Source organism: Butyrivibrio fibrisolvens, assembly GCF_023206215.1.
Lineage (GTDB): Bacteria > Bacillota > Clostridia > Lachnospirales > Lachnospiraceae > Butyrivibrio > Butyrivibrio fibrisolvens_C.
In genome coordinates this window covers 81,228-107,750 of the sequence record NZ_CP065800.1, presented here as the reverse complement: position 1 = coordinate 107,750, position 26,523 = coordinate 81,228, and the positions used below count along the sequence as shown (strand labels likewise).

19 protein-coding genes are annotated in these 26,523 nt (G+C 40.1%); all 19 read left to right on the top strand.

Annotated elements, in window-relative coordinates; genetic code table 11:
• Window positions 1–82: 82 nt before the first annotated feature.
• The 19 genes from I7804_RS00435 to I7804_RS00345 all read left to right on the top strand — a co-directional run bounded on the left by I7804_RS00435 (window position 83) and on the right by I7804_RS00345 (window position 26,461).
• A complete protein-coding gene (locus I7804_RS00435; RefSeq protein ID WP_248404358.1) occupies window positions 83–1,966 on the top strand; it encodes a thiamine pyrophosphate-binding protein in 1,884 nt (627 codons plus the stop codon).
• Between the two features lie 17 nt (window positions 1,967–1,983).
• On the top strand, window positions 1,984–2,964 hold the full coding sequence (locus I7804_RS00430; RefSeq protein WP_022759126.1) for a glycosyltransferase family 2 protein: 981 nt from the start codon (window positions 1,984–1,986) through the stop codon (window positions 2,962–2,964).
• 3 nt (window positions 2,965–2,967) lie between these two features.
• Window positions 2,968–4,047, top strand: a complete 1,080-nt coding sequence (gene rfbG / locus I7804_RS00425) for a CDP-glucose 4,6-dehydratase (RefSeq protein WP_074756518.1) — start codon at window positions 2,968–2,970, stop codon at window positions 4,045–4,047.
• A gap of 15 nt (window positions 4,048–4,062) precedes the next feature.
• Window positions 4,063–5,268: a DUF6077 domain-containing protein gene (locus tag I7804_RS00420; protein ID WP_248404357.1), complete on the top strand. Its 1,206-nt coding sequence runs from the start codon at window positions 4,063–4,065 to the stop codon at window positions 5,266–5,268.
• 73 nt (window positions 5,269–5,341) lie between these two features.
• A complete protein-coding gene (locus I7804_RS00415; RefSeq protein WP_248404356.1) occupies window positions 5,342–6,124 on the top strand; it encodes a hypothetical protein in 783 nt (260 codons plus the stop codon).
• A 155-nt stretch (window positions 6,125–6,279) separates the two neighbouring features.
• Entirely contained in the window at window positions 6,280–7,413 is a 1,134-nt protein-coding gene (locus tag I7804_RS00410; RefSeq protein WP_027203223.1) for a hypothetical protein, read from the top strand.
• A gap of 118 nt (window positions 7,414–7,531) precedes the next feature.
• Complete coding sequence (locus tag I7804_RS00405; protein WP_022753671.1) at window positions 7,532–7,939, top strand: transporter; 408 nt, start codon at window positions 7,532–7,534, stop codon at window positions 7,937–7,939.
• Complete coding sequence (locus tag I7804_RS00400) at window positions 7,936–8,274, top strand: multidrug ABC transporter (RefSeq protein WP_022753670.1); 339 nt, start codon at window positions 7,936–7,938, stop codon at window positions 8,272–8,274. Before I7804_RS00405 ends, I7804_RS00400 begins: the two co-directional genes overlap by 4 nt.
• Window positions 8,275–8,408: 134 nt before the next feature.
• The gene (locus I7804_RS00395; RefSeq protein ID WP_248404355.1) at window positions 8,409–12,287 is read left to right on the top strand and encodes a GH25 family lysozyme; all 3,879 of its coding nucleotides are present in this window, start codon (window positions 8,409–8,411) and stop codon (window positions 12,285–12,287) included.
• A 96-nt stretch (window positions 12,288–12,383) separates the two neighbouring features.
• A complete protein-coding gene (gene rfbB / locus I7804_RS00390) occupies window positions 12,384–13,475 on the top strand; it encodes a dTDP-glucose 4,6-dehydratase (RefSeq protein WP_022758331.1) in 1,092 nt (363 codons plus the stop codon).
• A 26-nt stretch (window positions 13,476–13,501) separates the two neighbouring features.
• Window positions 13,502–14,383, top strand: a complete 882-nt coding sequence (gene rfbA, locus I7804_RS00385) for a glucose-1-phosphate thymidylyltransferase RfbA (protein WP_022755355.1) — start codon at window positions 13,502–13,504, stop codon at window positions 14,381–14,383.
• Complete coding sequence (locus I7804_RS00380) at window positions 14,373–15,137, top strand: hypothetical protein (protein ID WP_248404354.1); 765 nt, start codon at window positions 14,373–14,375, stop codon at window positions 15,135–15,137. The genes rfbA and I7804_RS00380 overlap by 11 nt, the downstream gene beginning before the upstream one ends.
• Window positions 15,138–15,231: 94 nt before the next feature.
• Window positions 15,232–15,798, top strand: coding sequence for a dTDP-4-dehydrorhamnose 3,5-epimerase (rfbC, locus tag I7804_RS00375; protein WP_022755357.1), 567 nt, complete (start codon window positions 15,232–15,234; stop codon window positions 15,796–15,798).
• Between the two features lie 29 nt (window positions 15,799–15,827).
• The gene (locus I7804_RS00370; protein ID WP_248404353.1) at window positions 15,828–16,871 is read left to right on the top strand and encodes an ABC transporter permease; all 1,044 of its coding nucleotides are present in this window, start codon (window positions 15,828–15,830) and stop codon (window positions 16,869–16,871) included.
• An 87-nt stretch (window positions 16,872–16,958) separates the two neighbouring features.
• Window positions 16,959–18,335, top strand: coding sequence for an ABC transporter ATP-binding protein (locus I7804_RS00365; RefSeq protein ID WP_092044507.1), 1,377 nt, complete (start codon window positions 16,959–16,961; stop codon window positions 18,333–18,335).
• A gap of 22 nt (window positions 18,336–18,357) precedes the next feature.
• Window positions 18,358–20,529 carry a class I SAM-dependent methyltransferase gene (locus I7804_RS00360; RefSeq protein ID WP_080655923.1) on the top strand — a complete coding sequence of 724 codons (2,172 nt, stop codon included), beginning with the start codon at window positions 18,358–18,360 and terminating at the stop codon, window positions 20,527–20,529.
• Window positions 20,530–20,979: 450 nt separating this feature from the next.
• On the top strand, window positions 20,980–22,575 hold the full coding sequence (locus I7804_RS00355) for a glycosyltransferase family 2 protein (protein ID WP_248404352.1): 1,596 nt from the start codon (window positions 20,980–20,982) through the stop codon (window positions 22,573–22,575).
• A gap of 27 nt (window positions 22,576–22,602) precedes the next feature.
• Window positions 22,603–24,618: a glycosyltransferase family 2 protein gene (locus tag I7804_RS00350; RefSeq protein WP_248404351.1), complete on the top strand. Its 2,016-nt coding sequence runs from the start codon at window positions 22,603–22,605 to the stop codon at window positions 24,616–24,618.
• 100 nt (window positions 24,619–24,718) lie between these two features.
• On the top strand, window positions 24,719–26,461 hold the full coding sequence (locus I7804_RS00345) for a phospho-sugar mutase (RefSeq protein ID WP_027203215.1): 1,743 nt from the start codon (window positions 24,719–24,721) through the stop codon (window positions 26,459–26,461).
• Window positions 26,462–26,523: the final 62 nt, after the last annotated feature.

The following is a 26,523-nucleotide window of genomic DNA, read 5'->3' as shown; positions in this document are numbered from 1 at the left end:
TTTTTATGAGTCATAGAGTGTAGCGTTCGTGACATTGTAGTTTCTATCTGATAAAATAAGAAGGATATGGGAGGATTTAGCCGTGGCTTTGATCAAACTTTCTGATTATGTAGCAGAATTCCTTGTGCAGCATGGGATAAGCCAGGTGTTCATGGTCGTCGGAGGAGGCGCTATGCATCTGGATGACAGTCTTGCAAAATGTGATGGCCTTTCACTTATGTTTAATCATCATGAGCAGGCCTGTAGTATGGCTGCAGAGAGTTATGCAAGGATCAGTAAGAATCCTGCATGTGTATGTGTTACCACAGGACCTGGTGGTATTAATGCGATGACAGGCGTGGCCGGGGCGTATCTTGATTCTATCCCTATGATAGTTATAAGTGGTCAGGTCAGATATGATACAACTGTAAGAAGTACGGGACTTGATCTGCGTTCTATGGGAGATCAGGAGTTTGATATAACATTATCTGCGAAGAATATGACAAAATATGCGCAGATGGTTACTTGTGCTTCTGATATAAAAAAAGTAATGGAAAAAGCTTATCATCTTGCAGTAACGGGGAGGCCGGGACCTGTATGGATCGATATACCGGTTGACATTCAGGCAAGGATGATCGATCCGGATAGTTTGGAAGCTTATGACTTAGCAGAAGATGACAGGGATATCCCTGGTGCTGTATCTAAAGAGACAGTTTCAAGTATTATTTCCAGGATTAGAAATTCAAAAAGACCTGTATTATATGCAGGAAGCGGTATCAGAGCAGCCGGAGCTTTTGAGATATTTGAAAGGCTTGTGCCAAAGCTGGGTATACCTGTTGTCACCGGATGGAACTCTATAGATCTTATAGATGACGATAATCCTCTCTATGTAGGCCGCGGTGGGATAATGGGAGATCGGGCAGGCAATTATGCAGTTCAAAATGCTGATCTTGTCCTTGCAGTAGGAAGCAGGCTTTCTATAAGACAGGTTGGATATAATTATAGAAACTGGGCCAAAGGCGCCTATGTCATAGATGTAGACGTTGACCGTAATGAACTTGTAAAGCCTACTATACATGTTGATATGCCTGTATGGGCAGATGCTGCTGATTTTCTTAATAAGATGGAGGATGCCCTGGCACAGGAAGAAGTCCTATATAGGTCTATGCCTGTAAGTATGCAGGGATCATCTGGCGATATAGAAGAATCTGCCGGAGAATTACGAAGAAGTGTAAGACCATCTGATTGGACAAGCCTTTGTGATTTTTGGAAAAAAGCGTATCCGGTTATCACAAAAGATAAGTATACAGATACAAGAAAGACCAATGTTTATGCCTTCTTTGGGAAGTTGTCCCAGAGGCTTTCCGAAGATAGTACAGTAGTTGTAGGTAACGGCTCTGCCTGCGTTGTAGGAAGTCATTCTTTTCACATCAAAAAAGGTCAGAGATTTATAATCAATTCTGCGATCGCATCCATGGGATACTGTCTTCCGGCAGCAATCGGAGCCTGCGTTGCAGATGGATATAAGGATGTAACTCTTGTAACAGGAGATGGAAGTATCCAGATGAATCTTCAGGAGCTTCAGACTATTGTTACAGGAAGGCTCCCTATACATATATTTGTTATAAACAATGAAGGATATCACTCCATAAGACAGACCCAGACCAATCTTTTTGGAAGGCATTATGTTGGAATAGGACCTGAAAGTGGTGGCTTATCATTTCCTGATCTTTCAAAACTTGCATATGCTTACGGGTATCCTTATTATGCATGCCACAGTAATGAAGAGCTTGAAGATAGCATTGCGAAGACTCTTTCAGAAGATTCTTTTTCTATATGTGAGGTGTTCTGCTCGCCAGAGCAGTTCTTTGAGCCTAAGTCAGCTACCAAAAAGCTTGCCGACGGAAGTCTTGTATCTCCGCCACTTGATGATCTTGCACCTTTTCTTTCAAGAGCAGAGTTACTTGCTAATACTGTAAAAATATAAAGGCCATAAAGGAACCTATGAAAAAAATAAGTATACTAATTCCATGTTTTAATGAAGTAGAAAATGTCGGACCTATAAGCACTGCTGTAGAAGATGTTCTGAAAAAAGACCTTTCTTCATATGATTATGAGATTGTTTTTATAGATAATGCATCCACTGACGGAACAAGAGATAAAATAGAAGAGCTGTGCAGGAATAATTCAAAGATCAAAGCTATATTTAACGTAACTAATTTTGGACAGTTCAATTCGCCGTTCCACGGGATATGCAGTCTTGACGGAGATTGTGTGATACCTGTATGTGCGGATTTTCAGGATCCTGTTGAACTTATCCCTGTATTTGTACATGAATGGGAGAAAGGGCACAGGATAGTATCAGGAGTTAAATCAAAGAGCCGTGAGAATGGGATAATCTATTTTCTGAGAACTATATACTATAAGCTTATCAAAGGGATGTCTCAGGTTCATATGATCGAGCATTTTACAGGCTTTGGTCTGTATGATAAGACTTTTGTGGCGCTTCTTAGAAAGCTGGATGACCCGGTCCCTTTTATCAGAGGTATTGTTGCTGAGTACGGAGCAGGATTTAATCTAAAGCTTGTAGAGTATGAGCAGCCTAGAAGACGTGCCGGCAAGACCCACAACAATTTCTATACCTTATATGATGCAGCGATGCTGAGCATTACTTCATATACCAAGGTAGGACTTCGCGTGGCTACTATTTTTGGTTTTATCTGTTCGATCTTATCACTACTTGTAGCATTTATATATCTTGTGCTCAAGCTAACTAACTGGTACGGCTTTGATGCAGGACAGGCGCCGCTTATCGTAGGACTTTTCTTCTTTATGTCTATAGAGCTGTTTTTCATAGGACTTATGGGAGAATATATCCTTAATATCAATACAAGAGTTATTCACAGGCCTATTGTAGTTGAGGAAAGACGCATAGGATTTGATACAGATGCAGATATAGAAAAAGAAGCAGATGCTAAGAGGTGACCTTTGAAAGACAGAAGCTTTTCACTTAGAGAATTTTATAAAGACAAAAGAGTTCTGGTAACAGGCCATACAGGCTTTAAAGGAAGCTGGATGATGAGGACGCTTATCCTTTTGGGAGCGCAGGTTACCGGGTATTCTTTGGATGCACCAACAGATCCATCTCTATTTGAAATGGCAGATATCAAAGATCATATCTGCCATCTAAAAGGCGATATAAGAGATCTTGAGTCTCTCAAAAAAGCTTTTGATAAGGCAAAACCGGAGATTGTCATTCATATGGCAGCGCAGCCTATCGTCAGAACTTCTTATGAAGAGCCTGTCTATACCTATGAGACCAATGTCATGGGAACTGTCAATGTGCTCGAATGCGTGAGGCAGTGCAGCTGTGTAAGATCTGTAGTTAATGTGACAACAGATAAGGTATATAAGAATAATGAATGGGAGTGGGGCTACAGGGAAAGTGACGTGCTTGGAGGATATGATCCCTATTCAAGCTCAAAGTCCTGCAGCGAACTTGTTACAGATTCATATAGGAATTCTTTTTTTGGACAAGATAAAAGAAGCTGTGCCATCTCTACGGTAAGAGCAGGCAATGTTATAGGCGGAGGAGATTTTGCAAGGGATCGTATAATACCTGACTGTATCAGGGCAGTTCTTGATAACAGGCAGATAATAGTAAGGAATCCTCATTCAATACGTCCGTATCAGTTTGTAATGGAGCCGGTATATGCCTATCTGTATCTTGCTGCAAGGCAGTATGAGGATATGACACTTGAAGGAAGTTATAATGTAGGACCGGATGACAATGATATACTTACTACCGGCGATATAACAGACATGTTCTGTCATAAATGGAACATGATATATAGCGGGGCTTCATGGCAGAATGTATCTGATAAGGGGCCTCATGAAGCTGGCTTTTTAAAACTTGATACCTCCAAGATAAGACAGAAGCTTGGATATAAGAGAAGAACCAATGTAAGTGATGCTCTGGACAGGATCATTGAATTTACCAAAGTCCTGATAGACAAGGGAGATATACCTTCCTGTATGGATGAGCAGATCAAAGAATTTATAGACTGAAAGTGACGGATTACAATGGGAACAATTTATACACTTATAATGCTGATATTATGGCTTATCCTTATTCCTACTTTGATAGGGATAATACCGGCCTGTATACTTCCTGAAAGAAGGCGGTCATGGGCGGTTACTTTTATTGCAGGGTATCTTATGTCAATGGCTGTGTTTGAACTGGTGGCTATTCCATGTATGCTTCTTATCACATATAGTGCCTTTTCCACGTGCGTTAAGATCTATGCAGGAGCAGAGATAGGTCTTGCTGTTATAGGATTTATCATAGGTATAATCCTTATTAACAAGAAGAAACAAGAAGACCTTGCATCAGGAGAACTAAACTCTATCACCTATAGAGGCATTAAGCATAGGCTCGAAGCGGTATTTCCGGGAGAACAGCATGTTCTTGCAGAAGACTATATGGATCCAAGAGGAGACGTATATGGAAGACGTGTAAGATATTCTTTTGAAGGCAAGGTTTTATGGGGTTTATTCGGTATACTGCTTCTTGTTCAGCTGTACATGGCATTTTTCTATGCCTCATTTGATGGTGATGATGCATATTATGTTGTAGAATCTGTCCTTGCGGTTCAGACAGATACTATGAATACTATACTTCCCTATACAGGAGGATCCACAACACTTGATATAAGGCATGCTCTTGCTGTTATTACGATGTGGATTGCCTTTATTGCAAAGATATCAGGAGTACATGCGACGATTCTGGCACATACGCTTCTTCCTATGTTCCTGATACCTTTTACTTACATGATCTATATTGAGATAGGGCGCATGCTTTTTAGAAAAGACCCCAATAAGCTTCCTATGTTCATGATCATAATGGCTGTCTTTCAATTATTTGGTCATACATCTATCTCGACGACAGAGACTTTTTTCCTTACAAGGACATGGCAGGGCAAATCAATGCTTGCCAATGTTGCCATACCTCTTATAATATGGCTGTTCTTGTGGATTGGAGAGGATCTGGAACGTGAGGGCAGACAGAAACTGTCTGGTATCAACAAACTCTCCCCATGGATACTCATGATCCTTGTGAATATGGCTTCCGGAATTTATTCTTCTATGGGAGTAATGCTTGGGACTATACTTATAGGCGCATGCTCACTTATTCTTATGATCAGATACAAGAAGCTGTCAATTGCTTTTATGGGTGCTGCAACCTGTATCCCAAATGTTATCTATCTTCTTATGTATCTGAGTATGTAATGAATTAAAAATATTAAGAAATACTGATTAAAAAATACTGATTAAGAAATACTGATAATTAGAAAGGTTTTGTATGGTTCAATATTTTTTGGCAAATATAGATACGTTCAAAGCTTATTGCGGGAGTGGCATACTGCCTCTTTTGTTTATAGCATGTGCTATATATATCCTGGTTACTGAGAAGATCGTCTGGAAGAAGATGATACTGGGCGTTGTGCCACTTTTTATAATAGTCATGTTCTTTATGCCTTTTACAAGAGCAGTTTATGAGAAAGTTGGTATGGAAGACGGAACGTACTACCGCGTACTATGGCTTGTCCCTATGGGAGTAGACGTTGCATATGCTTTTTGCAGGCTCTTTGAAAGAAGGAGGAAGCTTGGACTTGTAGTAGCGACTTTGATTGTTGTAGTCTTGAGCGGCTTTAACCTTGTCTACAGAAGTCAGTATATCACTAAGGCTGAGAACAGATTCCACATACCGACTGCTGCTATTGATATCTGCAATCTCATCGCTCCTAAAGAAGGTGAAGCCAGAGTAAGAGCTGCATGCCCTCCGGAGCTTGTATATTTTATAAGGCAGTATAATACGGATATTATGCTTCCGTATGGACGAGATTATGTTGAAGCACAGTGGGATTACTGGAATGCTGTTTATGAACAGATGAATATAGAACCGGGTGGAAGCTATAATATAGAGGCGCTTTTAGAAACTACAAGGCAGCAGAAATGCACCTATGTGGTCCTTAATATGAGTGTTCCTGCTGATATAGATCCTACGACTCAGGGACTTGTCCTTCTGGCTCAGATGGATGGTTACAGCATTTATATGGATCCACTTGTTGTAGAAGAAAGCTGATGTAGTTGTTTACTAAAAATATTTAGTATAGAGAATTATTATAGGGATTTATTATAGAGAATTACTATAGATAATTATTATAGAAATTTACTATAGATATTTAATATAGGAATTTACTGACAAAAGAACCAAATATAATATACAAAGAGGTTTTTATGAGTAACAGAAGTGATTTTGATAATAGAAGTAATTTTAATAATAGAAGCGACGGTGGCAGTAGGAATAATGCCGGCAGTAGAAGCGGCGCAGGTTATAGAGGAAGTGTAAATAATAACAGCAGTAGAGGCAACAGGAAAAGAAATGGTAGTTCTAACAGTGGTAAGATAAGTCTTCCTGTTATATTACTTATAGTTATTCTGTGTTTTGTAGTACTGTTTCTTGGAGTTATCTGGAAATTCCAGTTCGGAGGTATAACAGTAGAATACGATCCTGATTATGTACCTGATATAAGTCTTAATGCCGAAGATAATATCCTGTATCCTTTAGACGCTGATCTTGAGGGATATGAAGATGATGGAACAGATACGATCCTATGCCTTGGCAATGATGTCTTCTCCTATGACAGAGATGAAGAAACAGGTCTTGCCAATATGATCGCTGATAAGACCGGAGCTACAGTTTATAATGTATCTTTTCCCGGAACGACTGTTGCATATGCTCCTCTTGGAATGGGAACCGAGATAGATACTTTCAGCTTCGTAGGCGTAGCTAAAGCTATAGGAAGCGGAGACTATTCCGAGCTTTCTAATAAGGCAGGAGATATGGGAGTAGACTATGTCTCAAGCGTTGATGTTCTTAAAGGTATTGATTTTAACAAAGTAGATACTCTTTGCATCATGTATGATGGCAATGATTATATTCAGAAGAGGACACTTTATAATCCTACAGATGTAGATAACCTTCTGACACCCGGATATGAGTTTGATGAATATACTTATATGGGCGGATTTGTAGCAGGAGTTAAGGCTATCCACGAAGCTTATCCTCATATAAGGATAGTTGTAAACACCTTCACTTATTGCCTTGCTCCTAACGATACAGGTGCTATGCAGCCCGGAGATGCGCTCAATTATGGCAACGGAACACTGACCGATTATTATGGAAGATTATTCCAGGCTACAGAGAGTCTTAATGTGTCATTTATTGATGACTACATGGGCTTTATCACGGAGTCTAATTCTGAGGAATACCTTAATGACAATATTCATCTTAATGTAAGCGCAAGACAGTATGTCGCTTACCACTTTGCACTTCTTATATATCCTCAGTCGGTGGCTGGCAAAGAGTGAGTTCTATAGATTCTTTTCAACGCAGATAAAGGAAGCACGACAAAAGAAGTAGGAAAAGAAGTAAAACAGAAAAAGTATAAGAAGTAAAAAAGATAAATAAGTAAAAAGGATTTTATAAATGAAAAGGAAAGTAGCATTAAAAGATATATTACTCCTGCAGCTTGCTGTTGGAATATATAGTATAAATACTGTTGTAGGCGGTTTTGTTGGTAATTCCCTTAATGAAAACGGCGCATTATCGGTTAAGACAATAGGACTTTTGTTTCTGGAAGTATTCGTCCTTGGCGTGTATGCGGTACTGTGGCAGCAGCTTATAGGAAGGTTTCAGCTCTCAATAGCTTATGCCAACAAGGCAATGACACTTTTATGGTCACTTATGTGGAGTATCATCCTGTTTCATGAGGACGTGACAGCATTTAAGGTGATTGGAGTTCTTATGGTGATGGCTGGAACAGTGATACTCAACACGGATCCTACAGCTTCTGAAGCTGCTATGGCAGATAATAAGAAGGAGGATGAAAGATGAGCTTCTACCTTCTTCTTGCGATCCTGGGACAGATAATTGCATCTTTTTCCCAGATATTACTTAAAAAAAGTTCCGGTAAAGAGTATCCCTCTTTTATAAGACAGTATCTTAATGTGCTGGTTATATCAGGGTACGGAATGCTTGGAATCTCAATGCTTATATCTGTTGTATGCTATTCAGGACTTGAATACATGCAGGTTGTTATTATTGAGCCTATTGGCTACGTTATCGTAATGTTTCTATCAAGATTTTTCTTTGGAGAGAAGATTACTGCAAGGAAACTTATAGGAATGGCAATTCTTCTTGCAGGAATTATAGTATTTTATTTGAATTAAATATATGAAAATAGTATAAAGGTATACAGGATTTTTGATCTTCACTGATCAGGATGGGACTGATCAGTGAACATAGCCAAGGATGGGAAGCTATAGTTTTGTAATGTTATGAAAGACATCGAAGGAGTTTACTTATGAAAAAGCACCATAGCATTTTTGGAACAAAGAGTATTCCTGATTATAGAAAAAAAGAGTTTAGAAAAGGAAGAAATCGTCGCCATGCAGACAATAGTAGGAATATTGACGAATATTCCCGTGACGATTATGAAGCATGGAATGACGAGAATTCATATGGCGAAGGATCATATAGCGAAGAGCCATATAGCGAAGAATCATATAATGAAGAATCTTATAATTCAGAATCATATGATGAAGCAGCATATAATAAAGAATCTTATGATGGAGATTCATATTATGATGACTCCTATAATGAAGTGACTGATGAAGATGATATGCACAGAAAGTCGTTAGAATCTGATGCTGATGATCCTGTAGAAGCAGGAACAGATAGCAGTGATAGAGCTTCTGAAAAGCATGATACCGAAGATCTTGAGGAGGCTATCTATAATGCTGCAGAAGAAAACTCCGGAGCTTATCAGAATCTTGATGATACAGTTCTTTTAAAATCTGTAGTCAATATTAAAAATAAACCTTCTGCTAATGCAGAGGCTTTGTCATCACATGATGCTTTGGGAAATGCCTCAAATGATGGGGATGAACTTCTGTTCCCGATAGATTTTATGGATGATGGAATATCTGATGACGCTAGGAATTTTGATTCAGAGTATGCTGAAGACGGTATGATAAGCGAATCTGAAGAGGAATCCGAATATGGCAGCGATGACGCATACGAATCAGAAAGGCAGTATGATTCAGAGGATCAGTATGGATCAGAAGACCAGTATGAATCAGAAGATCAGTATGGCCTAGACGATTATGCTCCCGATGAATATGAAGAATATCTCGAAGAAAGAGAAGATGCAGCATATGACGAATATAACAATATTCGTGAGATATCAGCGCCGGAAGAGATGACAGATGCTATTGCTGACGACTTTGCTGATGATCTGAAGGAAGAAGCTGAAAAAGAAGGAAGGAAAAAAGCTCCTTCAAAAGCCTCTTATACATCATCCGGACAAGGTCGTAGAAGTACAGACGGTGCTCGAGGCGCTGTAGGAACTTCTCGTGGTAAAGGTTCTAATAAAGGCGCTGTGAAAGGCAAGGGCAGAAGGCATAAGTCAGGATATATCGCTTCATCAGGAAGACGGAATGTGAATTCAGCTTCTAAAAGAAGACCTTCTTCAAAGAGAAATAAGAAGAAAAGTGGTATTATTTTCTTTTTGGGTAATTCAAGTACGCTTGAAAAGATATCACTGGTAATAGGACTTGTTGTGATAATCACAGGTGCTACTCTTGGAGGATTTATACTTCGTGCCAGATCTAAGGCCAATGAGATATCTTCTTTTAGCAATGTGGGCAGTGAGATCTCTGAAATGCAGGTTCCGGGAAGCTCAGGACTTGTTGCAGTAGCAGATGCTCAGGCTGCCAAAAAGGCAGCTGCAGAAGCTGTGTCAGATGCAGCAGAGGCAGAAAGTTCACAGGAAGAAGAGAATGAGGGCATTAAGATCAATCTGTCCATGGCATCCATCAAGCAGGATCTTAAGATCAAGTTCCTAAACAGCCAGTCAGCTAGACTTGTATCAGGTATCCCTTTTGAAGTGGAGATCAAAAAGCCTGATGGAAGTACGACTACCTGGAAGGATGAAGATAAGGATGGAATCATCTACCACTATGATATTCCTGCAGGAACATACACAGTTACAATGAAGGCATTAGAAGGCGATGAGTATGCAGACTATACCTTCAATACTACAAGTCAGTCTATAGAAGTCAAAGAGAATATTGAATATAAACCTGTTGATATAAGTGATGAAGTCAAGGATGAATCCCAGGTCAATGTTGCAGCAGAAGATACTGCTGTTGCAGAGACAGTAGTAGAATCTGAGAACAAGGATACCGTTGAATGGGTTGAGTCTACTAAGACAGAAGTCGGTTCAAGCGGAGAAGTATCATATGAACAGATCAAAAAGGATACTATTGTTAACCCCTACTCTGCAAAAGGCATTAAAGATCCGGATAGTCTTCAGCTTATAGATGAGAATGATTCTGGTAATGGAAATTCCGGAAATGGAAACAGCTCATCATCAGGAGAAACAAGTACATCAGCTCCTAACGGTTCTTCTGAAGCATCTACTGCTTCAAATAATACAGGAAGCGGCAATGCCAGCACTCAGAACACCGGAAACTCAGGAAGTACATCAGGATCCGGTGAATCAAATACCGGTTCAGGAAGTTCTGGTAGCGGCAATTCCTCTGCGGGCACTACAGGTGGTAACGGATCTAATACAGGAGGCTCAACAGAGCAGCCCAAAACATATACATATGAACTTACACCTACATCTGCAACTATAAAAGTTGGAGATACTATAGTACTTACAGCTAAGACAAGTCACGAAGGCTGCCAGATTACATGGAAGAGTAACAATGAAGCTGTTGCTACTGTGTCCGGCGGAACAGTTACAGGTAAAAGCGAAGGCGTAGCTACTATAACAGCAGATTTTAATAATGGTGAAAAGAAATTAACTGCGCAGATCACTGTTCAGAAAAAAGAATACACTTATTCTATTTCCAAAGAGACACTTACACTTAAAGTTGGTGCTACTGAAAAGATAACTACAGATACGAGTCTTGAGGATAAGACTGTAACCTGGTCAAGCGCGGATGAGAAGATAGCCAAGGTTGCTGCAGATGGAACAGTTACAGCAGTAGCTGCAGGAACTGTTGTGATCACGGCGACATTTAAAGACGGAACCAAGAAAAACTGCACTGTAACAGTTTCAAAAGGTGATGGCAAGATAGAACTTAGCTCATCAAAAGCTACTATAATAGCAGGCGGTACAGCTATCACTCTTACCGCCAAGGTTACAGGTCTTAAAGATACAACAGTGATATGGAAATCTTCAGATGAGAGTATCGCAGTTGTTGATAAGGGTAAGGTAACAGGCAAGAAGGCAGGAACTGTTAAGATAACAGCTACAAGCAAAGCTGATGCGAACGTTACAGCTACCTGCGAAGTTACAGTCAAGGACGGTGCAGGTGATCTCAAGGATAAAAACGGCAATATCGTATATGTAGCTGAAAATGGAACATACAGGAAAGCTACGATTGCAGATTATGATAAAGCAGATAAGTTTTTTATCCAGAAAGAAGGAAAACTTTACAGGTATACCGGCTGGCAGACAATCGAAGGTTATACATACTACTATGACAAGAATGGTAATTTTGTAACAGGTGATCAGGTAATACAGGGAGCCAAGTATTCATTTGGGGCTGACGGCCGCTTATCAACTGGATCCGGAGTACTGGGTATTGACGTTTCCAAATGGAATGGTAGTATAGATTGGTCACAGGTGAAGAATTCCGGAGTATCTTATGTTATAATCAGATGCGGTTATAGAGGATCATCTACAGGAGCACTTATAGAAGATCCTAAGTTCAGGGCTAATATCAAAGGAGCTACCGGAGCAGGCCTTAAGGTCGGAGTATATTTCTTCACTCAGGCTGTGACTGATGTAGAAGCTGTAGAGGAAGCTTCGATGGTAATATCTCTTATAAAGGGGTACAATATTAGCTGTCCTGTATTCCTTGACGTTGAATCTGCCCACGGAAGAGCAGACGGAATCAGCGTTTCAACAAGGACTGCCGTATGTAAGGCATTTTGTGCTACAATAAAGAATGCAGGATACACTGCCGGAATATATGCCAACAAAACCTGGCTCAACAGTTATATCGATGCACCGGCTCTTACCGGCTATAAGATATGGCTTGCACAGTATTCGGCGGCGCCCACATATTCAAGGACTCGTTATGATATGTGGCAGTATTCTTCAAAAGGCTCTGTTGCCGGAATATCCGGAAGAGTCGATATGAATATCTCGTACATGGGATTTTAAGTACATAAGGGGCTATATTTGTCCTATCGCTCTATAAATGAGTGATCGTTGGCACCCATTATAATAAAAAGATGAAAATCGAAAGGAACTTTTAAAATGAGAACTTATCTTGTAACAGGCGGAGCCGGATTCATCGGATCAAACTATATTCACTACATGTTCAAGAAGTATGGCGATACAATCCGTATCATCAATGTTGATGCACTTACCTATGCAGGTAACCTTGAGAATCTTAGTGATCTTGAATCCAACGATAACTATACATTCGTAAAGGCTAACATCTGCGATAGAGAAGCTATTACTAAGATCTTTGAGGAAAATGATATTGATCGTGTTGTACACTTTGCTGCAGAAAGCCACGTTGACCGTTCAATCGTAAATCCTGAGATCTTTGTTGAGACCAACGTACTTGGAACAGCTACTATGCTCAATGCTGCAAAGAAGGCATGGGAGCTTCCTGACGGAACATACAAGGAAGGCAAGAAATTCCTTCATGTATCAACTGATGAAGTATATGGTTCACTTCCTGAGGACGGCGGATATTTCTATGAGACAACACCTTATGCTCCTCATAGCCCATATTCTGCTTCAAAGGCAAGCTCTGATATGCTTGTAAAAGCTTATATGGATACATATCACTTCCCTGCTAATATTACTAACTGCTCCAATAACTATGGACCTTACCAGTTCCCTGAAAAGCTCATACCTCTTATCATTCACAATGCACTTGAAGGCAAGAAGCTTCCTGTATACGGAGATGGTAAGAACGTTCGTGACTGGCTTTATGTAGAAGATCACGCCAAGGCTATCGATATGGTTCAGGAACAGGGAAGACTCTTTGAGACATACAATATCGGCGGACACAATGAGAAGCAGAACATTGAGATCGTTAAGACAATCATCGATATTTTAAGAGAAGAGCTTACAGATGATGATCCTAGAAAGGCTCACCTTTCATATGATCTCATCACATATGTAGAAGATCGTAAGGGTCACGACAGAAGATATGCTATCGCACCTGATAAGATCAAGGCTGAGATCGGCTGGGAGCCTGAGACAATGTTCAAGGAAGGCATCCGCAAGACTATTAAGTGGTACTTCGAGCATCAGGAGTGGATGGAGCACATCACTTCAGGTGATTACGAAAAATATTATGATGGTATGTACAGCAAGAAGCTTGCAGACTGATCGTCATAAATAAAAGGGGATCCAAAATGAAAGGTATTATTCTCGCCGGAGGTTCCGGCACACGTCTTTATCCATTGACCAAGGCTGTATCCAAGCAGATCATGCCTGTTTATGATAAGCCGATGATCTATTATCCGTTATCAACTCTTATGCTTGCAGGTATCAGAGATATTCTCATCATCTCTACACCTAGAGATCTTCCTGCATTCAAAGAGCTTTTCGGTGATGGATCACAGCTTGGACTTAATATGAATTATGCTGTTCAGGAGCAGCCAAGAGGACTTGCAGATGCATTTATAATTGGAGCTGATTTTATCGGCAACGATTCTGCAGCGCTTGTTCTTGGTGACAATATTTTCTATGGACAGAGTTTCTCCAAGGTTCTTAGAAATGTATTTGAAAGACATAATACACCCGGATCTGGAGCTACAATCTTCGGTTACTATGTAAGAGATCCAAGAGAATACGGCGTAGTTGAGTTTGATGAAAACGGTAAGGCTATTTCAATTGAAGAAAAGCCTGAAAATCCTAAGTCTAACTATGCTGTTCCCGGTCTTTACTTCTATGACAATGATGTTGTAGAGATTGCAAAGAATGTTAAGCCTAGCGCAAGAGGTGAGATTGAGATCACAAGTATCAATAACGAGTATCTTAATCGTGGAAATCTCTATGTTGAGACACTTGGAAGAGGTTTTGCATGGCTTGATACAGGCAATCATGATGCACTTCTTGATGCAGCAGACTTTGTTGCAACATTCCAGAAGAGACAGGGCCTTTACATCTCTTGTATAGAAGAAATCGCATATAAGAGAGGCTTTATCGATAAAGAGCAGCTCTTAAATCTTGCACAGCCGCTTTTGAAAACCAATTATGGTAAATATCTCATCGAGGTAGCTAATGGACTCTAAAGTCATGAAGCTCGCAGTAGCGGTCTTTGCAGCACTGATTGCAGTTATACTTATCATCGTATATGCGTCCAATGCTGACAAGATCAATAGTTTTCTGAAAGGTTCCGCTGTAGATTCAAGTAATGAATCTATGGCAGAACTTTCTGCGGTTTCAAACGGGCAGATAGGAAACAACTTGCAAGGATTTATGGCACAAAAGGATTTTTTTGATGATCCTGATTATCTGGCCAGCATCTATGAGGCTGATGTTACAGCCCTTACCATGGAATTAAAACCTGGCGAAGGGCTTATACAAGTCAGCATCAAAAATGGACGCGGAGGCCTTGAGACCGGCGAGAAATTCGCCGTTACAGTCACCAACATGGATGACGAAGAAGACGAACAGGTCTATCTTGATGAAGACAGGAACGGTCAGATTCTTATTGAGGATCTGGAGATAGGTTCTTATATAGTCAGACTTAATGACAAAGAAGGCTACCATGTTCCTGCAAACGGAACAGTAGTACGTGTTACCAAAGAGAGCGTTGATATCATAGAGATAAATGGTACTAGAGCCGGTACATCAGATGAAGGAAGCAGTGGATATAGTAGTACTACAGGCTTAGAAAGCACAACTTCAATGGATGGCATATCATCAGATAATGCTGCGCCTACACCGGTAAGTCCTGATGGTCAGACGCCTAGCTTGACCAATGATTCAGGTCTTGATGATACGGCATCAGCTATGAGATCAGGAACGCTTGATAATAACTGATTTTTGACACTTACATCATTTATATATAAAATAGATAGCTGATTTAATATAAATATATCAAATTTAAATTTTTAGTAGTAAGGGGAACATTTAAATGGGACAGATCAAAGTTGAAAATTGCGGAGATATAGAAGGCCTTAAGATAATCACACCTACAGTTCATGGTGATAACAGAGGCTATTTTATGGAGACTTACAATAAACGTGAGTTTTTTGAAGCAGGAATAGACGTTGAATTCGTACAGGACAATCAGTCTGCAAGTAAGAAGGGCGTTCTTAGAGGACTTCATTTTCAGAAGAATTTCCCACAGGATAAGCTCGTAAGAGTAATAAAGGGTGAGGTATTCGATGTTGCAGTAGACCTTCGTGAAGGTTCCAAGACTTTCGGAAAGTGGTTTGGAGTGGTTCTTTCTGAAGAGAATAAGAAGCAGTTCTTCATTCCTAAGAACTTTGCACATGGATTTTTAGTTCTTTCAGATTATGCTGAGTTCTGCTATAAATGTTCAGATTTCTGGCATCCAAATGATGAGGGCGGTCTTTTATGGAACGATCCTGAGATCGGAATCGAGTGGCCTTTATGGGAAGGTGCCGAGCTTATTTTCTCAGAAAAAGATCCTAAATGGGGCGGAATCGCTGAGTACAAAAAAGAAAGAAATCTTTAATAAAAATACACTTATTTGAGGACCTTGGTTTGAACAATAAAGATAAGACAACGATGAAGAAGCGCTGTCTGCCCGGAATCGGAAACCTGCCTAAATGGGCAGGTATCTCCATATTCCTGGCGGGTGCGATCGTTTTGGCACTGATAATAGTACTACATTATAATCCCGGAGCTGATCAGGAGACTGAGAGGCTGAAGAAAATCTGCGCCTGTACGCTGATAGCGCTCAGTTGCGCGGTTTTTTCGGTTTATTATGACAGGGTTACAGTTGTACCCTTGGAATTATGGGATAACAGACAGCTTATATGGCAGATGGCTGTCAATGACTTTAAAAAGAGATATGCAGGATCATACCTTGGCGCTGTATGGGCATTTACTCAGCCTGTTGTTACAGTCCTTATGTACTGGTTCGTATTCGAAAAGATATTCGGACTTAAATCGGAAATAGCCGGAAGAGGACTTGATGTTCCATATGTTGTATTTTTAATGGCAGGTCTTGTGCCATGGTTTTATTTTACCGAAGGCTTATCAAACGGAACCACATCACTTCTTGAATATACATATCTTGTCAAAAAAGTAGTATTCAAGATCAGTATTCTTCCACTTATTAAGATAATAGCTGCAACTTTTACTCACATGTTTTTCTGTCTTCTCCTTGTAGGGGCAGGATGGATAGCAGGTTTTACTCCTAGCGTGTATACTCTGCAGATCTTTTATTATATGTTCTGTGAGTTTATGTTAATGCTTGCGATATCTTTTGCTACAAGTGCTATACAGGTCTTCTTCCGTGATCTGATGCAGATTATCAATATTGGACTTCAGCTTGGCCAGTGGGCTACTCCTATTCTGTGGAACCTTGATACGGTTGTTCCTGATTGGCGTATGCAGTGGATCATCAAGCTCAATCCTATGACATATATAGTAGGCGGTTACAGAAGCTGTATCTATGAAGAGAGATGGTTCTTTGAACACTTCTATTCATCAACATATTTCTGGATCGTTGTTGTTGGATTATTCTGTATGGGTTCGCTTATATTTAAGCGTTCCAAGATTCACTTTGCGGATGTATTGTGATAATGACTCTTTGAGGGACTGTGACCGGATTACTATGCTTATTTGGTGACAGTAACTAAGTTTAGTATTACTTGAATGGAGATTGGTATGTCAGAACAAAGAGAGGTCGCGATAGAGGTCAAGAATATCACAAAGCTCTATAAGCTTTATGATAAGAACTCCGACCGGCTCAAAGAAGCGCTTGGACTTACTAAGCAGAAAAAGTATCATGAGAAGCTTGCACTTAATAATATAGATCTTACAGTACACAGAGGTGAGACAGTCGGAATCATTGGAACCAATGGATCCGGTAAGTCTACTCTTTTAAAGATCATTACAGGTGTACTTACACCTACAAACGGAACTGTAAATGTTAATGGCCGTATCTCTGCTCTTCTTGAGCTTGGAGCAGGCTTTAACATGGAATATAACGGAATTGAAAATATCTATTTAAACGGTATGATGATCGGCTTTACCAGAGAAGAGATCAAGAACCGTATGAATGCTATTTTGGATTTTGCAGATATCGGAGAATACGTATACCAGCCTGTTAAGACTTATTCAAGCGGTATGTTTGTACGCCTTGCCTTTGCTCTTAATATCAACATCGATCCTGAGATACTTATAGTAGATGAGGCGCTTTCTGTAGGAGATGTTTTCTTCCAGGCTAAGTGTTATCACAAATTTGAAGAGTTCAAGAAGCAGGGTAAGACTATACTTTTTGTATCCCATGATCTTTCAAGTATCAGCAAATACTGTGATAGAGCTGTTCTTATCAATCAGGGTGTCAAGATTGGAGAAGGCTCTCCTAAGGAAATGATAGATATCTACAAGCAGGTTCTTGTGGGTCAGTATGTGGCTCCCAAGGAAAATGCCGAAGTGGCTCTAAACCTTCTTGAAGATGAAGATATAAGAAAACGTGCCGGAGAAGATGCTGACGAAGCTGATTCCAAAGTTGGCACACCGATGGAAAAAAGAAACAGTAAGGGCAAAAATGCTGCTAAGGCTGAGCCATCACAATCTGAGATGGTAGGCAAGAATCCTAACGTACTTGAGTATGGCGATGGAGCAGCAAGAATTCAGGATTATTATATTACTGACAATACAGGACGCAGGGTATCATCTGTGCAAAAAGGTGATGAGTGTACTATTCATATGTCAGTAGAATTTATGAGAGATTGTCCGGCTCCGATTTTTGCATTTACACTTAAGAATATTCTCGGTATAGAGATAACCGGTACCAATACAATGTTTGAAAAGGCTTTCCTGTCTCCTGTGAAGAAGGGGGATCGAAAGAAAATCACATTCACTCAGAAGATTGATCTTCAGGGTGGTGAGTACCTGATTTCTTTTGGTGTAACAGGATATGAACAGGAAAACTTTACTGTATACCATAGGCTATATGATGCACTCAATCTTACAGTGATCTCGGATAAGAATACAGTCGGTTATTATGACATGAATTCCAAAGTAAGGGTTGAGTAATGTTTGATCGGGAGGAATGGGTATGGCGCAGACGACCAAAATCGGTAATGTAACACTAAATTTTGACCGCTATAAGGGAATGGATCTCTACTGCGACGGGCAGATAGAGGATGAACTTCTTGACATAGTTATGAACAATGATCCGTCCAAGTTCCCTGAGATAATAGAAAAAAAAGGCAGCTGGCCTGTTCTGTACCATCTTTCAGAGCAGCGTAGCAACATAATAGAGTGGATACCTATGTCCGGATCTGAAAAAGTATTGGAGGTAGGATCCGGCTGTGGTGCAATTACCGGTAAGCTATCCCAAAAATCCGGATCTGTTACCTGTGTTGATCTTTCCAAGAAAAGAAGTGAGATCAATGCATACAGAAATAAAAATTGTGACAATGTAACTATTCATGTCGGTAATTTTAAGGATATAGAGCCGGATCTTCCAAATGACTTTGACTATATTTTCCTTATAGGTGTATTTGAATATGGCCAGGGATATATAGGCGGAGAGTATCCTTACGATAACTTCCTTAAAATGCTCAAAAAGCACCTTCATGCAGGGGGAAGGATCGTTATAGCGATTGAGAACCGTATGGGTCTTAAGTATCTGGCAGGATGCAGAGAAGATCATCTTGGAACTTACTTCTCAGGAATAGAAGGCTATAATTCTGAAAGTGTTGCAAGAACATTTACCAGAAACGGTCTTATACAGATCTTCAAAAGATGTGGTATCAATAATTACCATTTCTATTATCCATATCCTGATTATAAGTTCATGACCATGATGCACTCGGATTATTATCTGCCGGGACTTGGTGAGCTTAATGATAATGTGCGCAATTTTGATAATTCCCGCATGATACTTTTTAATGAAAAATATGCCTTTGACGGGCTTGTCAAAGATGGAATGTATCAGGATTTTGCAAACTCTTTTGAAGTAATAATCGGTAATGAATTCCCTACCGTATTTTCAAAATATTCTAATGATAGAGCTGCGGAATTTAAGATCCGTACAGATATCTGCGTGGACAGAGCCGGCAGAAGGATCATCACCAAGGCTCCTCTATGTGCAGAAGCAGTTGATCATATAAATAGTATCAGAGATGCTTATGAAGCTTTGAAAGAGCGTTACAGAGGCGGAGATCTCGAGATCAATGATTGTCAGATAGATGAAAAGACAGGTGTTGCTTCTTTTTCTTTTGTTAACGGAGAGCCGCTTTCATCACTTATGGATAAGTGTCTTGCAGGAGATGATATTGAAGGTTTTGAAAAGCTCTTCAGAGAATATCTTCGCAGGATCTCTTATAATGAGGAGATGGCGGTTGCTGACTATGATCTTATATTCAACAACATCCTGGTTAACGGTCCTATCTGGACAGTTATAGATTATGAGTGGACTTATGGCAAGCAGATTCCTACTAAAGAGATAGCTTTCAGAGCACTTTACTGCTACCTTGAAGAAGATGAAAAGAGAAGAAAGATAGGAATAGATAAGTTCTATAAGGAGCTGGGGCTGTCTGAAGAAGAAGCCAAAGACCTTCTTGAAGAAGAAGCAGGATTCCAGAAATATGTGACAGGCAATCGAATGTCCATGGTAGAAATCTGGAAGAAGATTGGCAAGAAGGCAACTGTTCCTGCAGAGCTTCTTCCGCCACCGGAAGTTCCGGTATTTAATCCGGAAGCGATCAAGCTGTATTATGACTATGGCGAGGGATTTTCTGAAGAGAATTCCAAAGAGCTTGATACAGAATATGATAAGAATGGCAAAGCCATGATAGAGCTAGAGCTTGATGATAATGTCATGAAGCTGCGACTTGATCCTGTATCACATCCATGTATCGTATCTCTTACAAGCGTTAAGTGGAATGATGAGAGGATAAGTGATGATAATAGTGCACTTGGAATACATCCAAATGGTGCATGGCTTTCTGATGAAAGCATTGTATTTGATTCAGATGATCCTTGGATTGAATTTGATTTTACCAGCGATGAGCTCAAAAAGAGGGCTGTAAATCGTATAAATATAAGGCTTACAGTGTCTTCGATTCAGAAGAAGCAGGCTCAGGACCTGGTTTCATATCAGTACGCCGGATCTGATGAATCTGATGATGAGGGGCTTAGATTTAGTAAGCTGAAAGGTTTGTTTAAAAATGGGCTTAAAAAAGGCAGTACGGGCGTATCTGACCGCAAACGCAAAGCGTAAACATGAGAAGGCTGTTCGCAGTATGACTTTTCATTATGATCTCCATATTGAGGAGTTTGAAAATGAGAAGCCTCAGACTTTATGCGATCATAAGATAATAACTATTTTTTTGATGATATAATAACTCAGAATTCAGGTCAGAATACCTCACATAATAAAGCAATAGACAAAGCAGGCGAAGAGGACATAATCATCTTTTGCCGCAAAAAAGGCAAAACTATCAGATATGCAAAAGAGTACATAGGAAATGCATTTGAAGAAAATAAGAATATAAATCTTCTGTATGCAGATGAGGATGAACTTGATGAAAACGAAAGGCCATCTGCCCCTTATTTTAAGCCGGACTGGTCACCTGATTCATATCTGAATGCTTTTTATATTGGAAGTATATATGCAGCCAGGGCAGGACTTGTTAAGAAGGCTATAAATAATATCGATGAGCCTTTGATCATGCCATGGGGTAAGGTATCTTCTTTGGATTATGAGAATATGCCTGTATGTGATAAGCTTTTTGGTCATATGGCTTTGATCGAAGGTGGATTTAATAAAAGGGATGGAATGAATTTCCCTGTTTATCACCTTGATAAGGTGCTTTTTCACAGAGCACATGGAGAAGATCTTTTTCTTGGAAGATCTTTTCATAAAGAAAATCATACAATTGAATCTCCTGTCAAAGTCTCTGTTGTCATTCCGTCTAAAGATCATCCTGAGGTACTAAAGCAGTGTCTTGTATCGCTTACTCATTATGGGAGCGGATCTGAGAATGTAAGCTATGAGATAATAGTTGTTGATAACGGAAGCTGTGAAGACAAGAAGAAACAGTATGAGGAACTTCTTGATAAGATAAGAACTGAGAATAGTGCATCTATATCATATATTTATGAGCCTAGAGATTTCAATTTCTCATACATGTGTAATCTTGGTGCCAAGAATGCTACAGGAGATCTGATCCTGTTTCTTAATGATGATATAGAGATTGTAAGCGGTGAGTGGCTTAGAGAGCTCTCCTTTTATGCAAGGCTTCCTCATGTGGGTGCTGTAGGATGTAAGCTGTTATATCCTGCTGATCCTGTGCTCAATCCTGATGGAAGTCTTATACAACATGCAGGTCTTACTGCGATTCATATAGGACCTATGCACAAGCTTCAGAGACTTTCTGATAATAAGGTATGGTATTTTGGAGCCAACGAAGGAACCCATGATATGTGCGGAGTTACAGCAGCATGCCTTATGGTAAGCAGAGACAAGTTTGAAGCACTTGGCGGATATTATGAAGGTCTTGCTGTTGCCTTCAATGATGTAGATCTTAACTGGAGACTTCTTGAAGAGGGATATTACAACGTCTGCTGTAACTATTTTAATCTGGTACATCATGAATCTCTAAGCAGAGGTGATGATAATGCAGATGCCAAAAAGACAGACCGTCTTATGAGAGAAAACAACACTCTTATGAAGCGTCACATGAATATGTATACCAAAGATCCATTCTATCATCAGGCTTTAGTCAACGATGATGTGGCGCAGGATTATATCATGGCCAATCCCAAAATTCCTCATCCGGACGAGATAGAAAGCTCAAATGCGCAGCTTGTATCCAGGGGATATCCGGATAGCTGGACGAATGAATGCGTGTGGTTTAGGACAGATTACATCGGTTCATTGAATAAATGGAACAAGATGTATTATAAGGGAAGAAAAGAAAAGCCTGTTAATGATACCGGCTATTTTATCAAAGGATACAGCTTTGTAGTTGGTTCTGATAATGCTATATATAACAGAACACTTCTCCTTAGGAGGGTAAAGAGTTCTGAAGATCTTACTCCTGTAGAACCTTGTGTATATTCGTTTAAAGTACATGATATGCTAAGAGAGGATGTTGAGAAGAACCTTAAGGATCAGCAAAGTGTTGAGATAACAGGCTACAGATCCAGGATAGAAGAGGGTGTTCTTCCTAAGGGAACATATCAGGCCGGAATGCTCTATAAAGATACGACTTCACGTACCAGGGTCATGAACTGGGGCACTAAGACCATGGATGTTATATAAAAAATAAGCAGTAAAGAGGCGCGATAATTGGAAGATAAACAATTTGATTATAAAAGTGCATATGAAAAAGAGCGCTTAAAGACCGCAGATCTTTCTGAAAGAATTGCAAAACTTGAAGAAGAAAGAGATGAAGCCATAAGAAAGCTCGATAAGATCAAAACAAGTAAGCTCTGGGCCATCTCAGGACCTTTCAGACGTTTCTACCATTATGTGAAGCGTCAGAATAACAGGATCAGAAATCTTGGATCTATAAGAGGAATTATTGCAAAGATCGGATATAAGAAAAGGGAAAAGAAGGCTATGAGCCATTTTGGAACAGCAAGTTTTCCGGATGAAGCTAAAAGGCTTGAAGAGTCACAGGCTGTTTTCCCAAATATGGTCAAGATCAGCATCCTGACTCCTGTATATAATACTCCTGAGAAGTTCCTTAGAGATATGATCGAATCTGTAACAAGTCAGACTTATCAGAACTGGCAGCTGTGTCTTGCCGATGGATCTGATGATGAACATGCATATGTAGGTCAGATCATCAAAGAGTATCAGGAAAAAGACGGTAAGGGACGTATCTGCTATCAAAAGCTCAAGGTCAATGCAGGAATATCCGGCAATACCAATGAATGTCTTAAGATGGCTGATGGCGAATATATAGGCCTTTTTGATCATGATGATATCCTTCATCCTGAAGCTTTGTATGTATATGTCAAAGCTATAAATGAACAGGGTGCAGATTATATCTACTGTGATGAGACTACTTTCCATGGCAATAGCATTGACCATATGGAAACAATGCATTTTAAGCCTGACTATGCGGTAGATACGTTAAGAGCCAATAACTATATCTGTCATTTCAGTGTGTTTAAGAGAACGCTTCTTGATGGTACAGAACTTTTCCGTAAGGAATTTGACGGAAGCCAGGATCATGATATGATACTTCGCCTTACAGACGAAGCAAAGAATATCGTACATATACCAAGAATCCTGTATTATTGGAGATCTCATGCAGGTTCTGTTGCATCAGGAATTGAAGCTAAGACTTATGCTATAGAAGCAGCAAGAGGTGCTGTTGCAGATCATTTAAAAAGACACGGCTATAAACACTTTAAGATCACAAGTACCAAGGCTTTTGAAACTATCTTCAAGATCTCATATGAGATCGAGGGAAGGCCTAAGATTTCAATTGTGATCCCTAACTGTGATCATGCAGATGATCTTAGAAGGTGTATTACATCTATCAAAGAAAAGTCTACATGGGACAACTATGAGATAATCGTAGTTGAGAATAACTCAAAGACAGATGAAATAAGGCAGTATTACAAGGAACTTACCAAAGAGCCTTGGGCATCGCTTGTTAAGGTCGTGGACTTTGGAAGCCAGGACAAGTTCAATTATTCAGATGTCATGAACTTTGGAATAAAGCACAGCGAGGGCGATTATATTGTCCTTCTTAACAACGATATTCAGATAATAACTGTTAACTGGATGGAAGAGATGCTCATGTATGCCCAGAGATCAGATGTAGGTGCAGTAGGAGCTAAGCTGTATTTCCCTGACAGGAAGATTCAGCATGCAGGTGTTATCTTAGGACTTGGCGCTCACAGGACAGCAGGACATTCCCATTATGGCATGGAAGGAACTAACCTTGGATATATGGGGCGCCTTTGCTACGCGCAGGATATGAGCGCAGTTACAGGTGCCTGCCTTATGATATCAAGAGCTAAGTATGATGAAGTGGGAGGTCTTGATCCATCTTTTGCCATATCACTTAATGATGTTGATCTGTGCCTTAAGCTCAGAAAGAAGGGATACCTTAACGTATTTACACCATTCGCAGAAGCTTACCATCACGAGTCTGCATCAAGAGGTCTTGATGATTCGGGAGAAAAGGCAGAACGTTATAACAGAGAATCTGAGCAGTTCAGAAATAAATGGAAGGACATCCTTGAAAAAGGAGATCCTTATTACAACAAGAACTTTACGCTTGATCGAAGCGATTTTTCAGTAAATGTGGATGGTCTTGGGGATACAGTTCTTGGAGATCATTGAGATTTTATTGTAAATATGTCTTTATTTTGAAATAGTCTTGTATGTATAATTAAATGTGCTTGATAATAGATGCATATATAGGATAAGAGGAGGAATAATTATGAGCGAAGCAACAAAGCAGTTCGAGTACTGGTTGAATGATCCTTATTTTGATGATACAACCAAGCAGGAACTTCTTGCTATTCGTAACAACGAAAGTGAAGTGGAAGATCGTTTCTACAAGGAACTTGAGTTCGGTACAGGTGGACTTCGAGGTGTTATCGGAGCCGGAACCAACCGCATGAATATCTATACCGTACGTAAGGCTACACAGGGCCTTGCAAACTATATCCTTAAAACAGCAGGAGAAGAGGGCAAGAAAAAGGGTGTTGCTATTTCTTATGACTGCCGTCGCTTCTCTCCTGAATTTGCAGATGAGACAGCAAGATGCCTTGCCGCTAACGGAATTAAGGCATATGTATTTGATGAACTTCGTCCTACACCTGAGCTTTCATTTGCTTTAAGAAAACTTGGATGTATCGCAGGCGTTATGGTTACAGCCAGCCACAATCCGCCGGAATACAACGGATATAAGGCATATTGGGAAGATGGTGCACAGGTTACACCTCCTCACGATACAGGAATCATGGATGCTGTTAAAGCTATCACAGATTATCATGAAGTTAAGACTATGTCGGCAGATGAAGCTAAGGCAGCAGGTCTTTACGAGACAATCGGCAAAGAGATGGATGATGCTTACATGGTAGAACTTAAGAAGCAGATCCTTCATCCTGAAGCTATCAAGGCTATGGCTGACAAGCTTACTATCGTATATACACCATTCCATGGAACAGGTAATAAGCCGGTTCAGAGAATCCTTAAGGAGCTTGGATTCAACAAGGTATATATCGTACCTGAGCAGGAGCTTCCTGATCCTGATTTTACAACTCTTGAGTATCCTAATCCGGAAGATCCTAAGGCATTCAAGCTTGCTCTTGAACTTGCAAAAGAGAAGGATGCAGACATCGTCCTTGCAACAGATCCTGATGCTGACAGACTTGGAATCTATGCTAAGGATACTAAGACAGGCGAATACAAGCAGTTCACAGGTAACATGTCTGGTATGCTCATAGGAGAGTATATCCTTCGCGAGCGTACAAAGCTTGGACTTATGCCTGAGCGTCCTGCATTTGTAACAACTATCGTTACAACCAATATGGCTAAGAGAATCGCTGACAAGTACGGCCTTCACTACATCGAAGTATTAACAGGCTTTAAGTACATCGGTGAGCAGATCAAGTGGTTTGAAGAAAGAAATAACGAGTACAACTATGTATTCGGTCTTGAAGAGTCATATGGATGTCTTGCAGGTACACATGCCCGTGATAAGGATGCTATCGTAGCAGTTATGATGCTCTGCGAACTTGCTGCATTCTACAAGAATGAAGGCAAGACAGCATGGGATGCAATGGTAGATATCTACAATGAATATGGCTATTACAAGGAAGGCCAGTATTCTATCACTATGAAGGGTATCGAGGGAGCAAAAGAGATTGCAGCTCTTATGGACAAGCTCAGAAGCAATCCTCCTAAGAAGTTTGGTGACTGGACTGTAGAAGAGTTCCGTGATTACAAGACAGGTGAGACACTTGATCTTGCTACAGGAGCTAAGGGCAAGACAGGACTTCCTACATCCAACGTTCTGTACTTTGCACTTGATAATGATTCATGGTGCTGTGCACGTCCTTCCGGAACAGAGCCTAAGATCAAGTTCTATATGGGCGTTAAGGGAACTAGCCTTGAAGATGCCGCAGAACTTGAGGATAAACTTACAGCTGCTGTTAAGGAAGTTATCGGACAGTAATAAGATATTAAATATTTAAGCTATTATTCAGCCCGGGGGCGTATGCTCTCGGGCTGTAACTG

Bases quoted from the DNA above. Each gene is read 5' to 3' on its own strand.
- rfbB (WP_022758331.1), top strand. From the start codon at position 12,384: ATGAGAACTTATCTTGTAACAGGCGGAGCCGGATTCATCGGATCAAAC.
- I7804_RS00420 (WP_248404357.1), top strand. From the start codon at position 4,063: ATGGGAACAATTTATACACTTATAATGCTGATATTATGGCTTATCCTT.
- I7804_RS00360 (WP_080655923.1), top strand. From the start codon at position 18,358: ATGGCGCAGACGACCAAAATCGGTAATGTAACACTAAATTTTGACCGC.
- rfbA (WP_022755355.1), top strand. From the start codon at position 13,502: ATGAAAGGTATTATTCTCGCCGGAGGTTCCGGCACACGTCTTTATCCA.
- I7804_RS00380 (WP_248404354.1), top strand. From the start codon at position 14,373: ATGGACTCTAAAGTCATGAAGCTCGCAGTAGCGGTCTTTGCAGCACTG.
- I7804_RS00410 (WP_027203223.1), top strand. From the start codon at position 6,280: ATGAGTAACAGAAGTGATTTTGATAATAGAAGTAATTTTAATAATAGA.
- I7804_RS00395 (WP_248404355.1), top strand. From the start codon at position 8,409: ATGAAAAAGCACCATAGCATTTTTGGAACAAAGAGTATTCCTGATTAT.
- I7804_RS00415 (WP_248404356.1), top strand. From the start codon at position 5,342: ATGGTTCAATATTTTTTGGCAAATATAGATACGTTCAAAGCTTATTGC.
- I7804_RS00355 (WP_248404352.1), top strand. From the start codon at position 20,980: ATGCCATGGGGTAAGGTATCTTCTTTGGATTATGAGAATATGCCTGTA.
- I7804_RS00430 (WP_022759126.1), top strand. From the start codon at position 1,984: ATGAAAAAAATAAGTATACTAATTCCATGTTTTAATGAAGTAGAAAAT.
- I7804_RS00405 (WP_022753671.1), top strand. From the start codon at position 7,532: ATGAAAAGGAAAGTAGCATTAAAAGATATATTACTCCTGCAGCTTGCT.
- I7804_RS00345 (WP_027203215.1), top strand. From the start codon at position 24,719: ATGAGCGAAGCAACAAAGCAGTTCGAGTACTGGTTGAATGATCCTTAT.
- I7804_RS00365 (WP_092044507.1), top strand. From the start codon at position 16,959: ATGTCAGAACAAAGAGAGGTCGCGATAGAGGTCAAGAATATCACAAAG.
- rfbC (WP_022755357.1), top strand. From the start codon at position 15,232: ATGGGACAGATCAAAGTTGAAAATTGCGGAGATATAGAAGGCCTTAAG.
- I7804_RS00400 (WP_022753670.1), top strand. From the start codon at position 7,936: ATGAGCTTCTACCTTCTTCTTGCGATCCTGGGACAGATAATTGCATCT.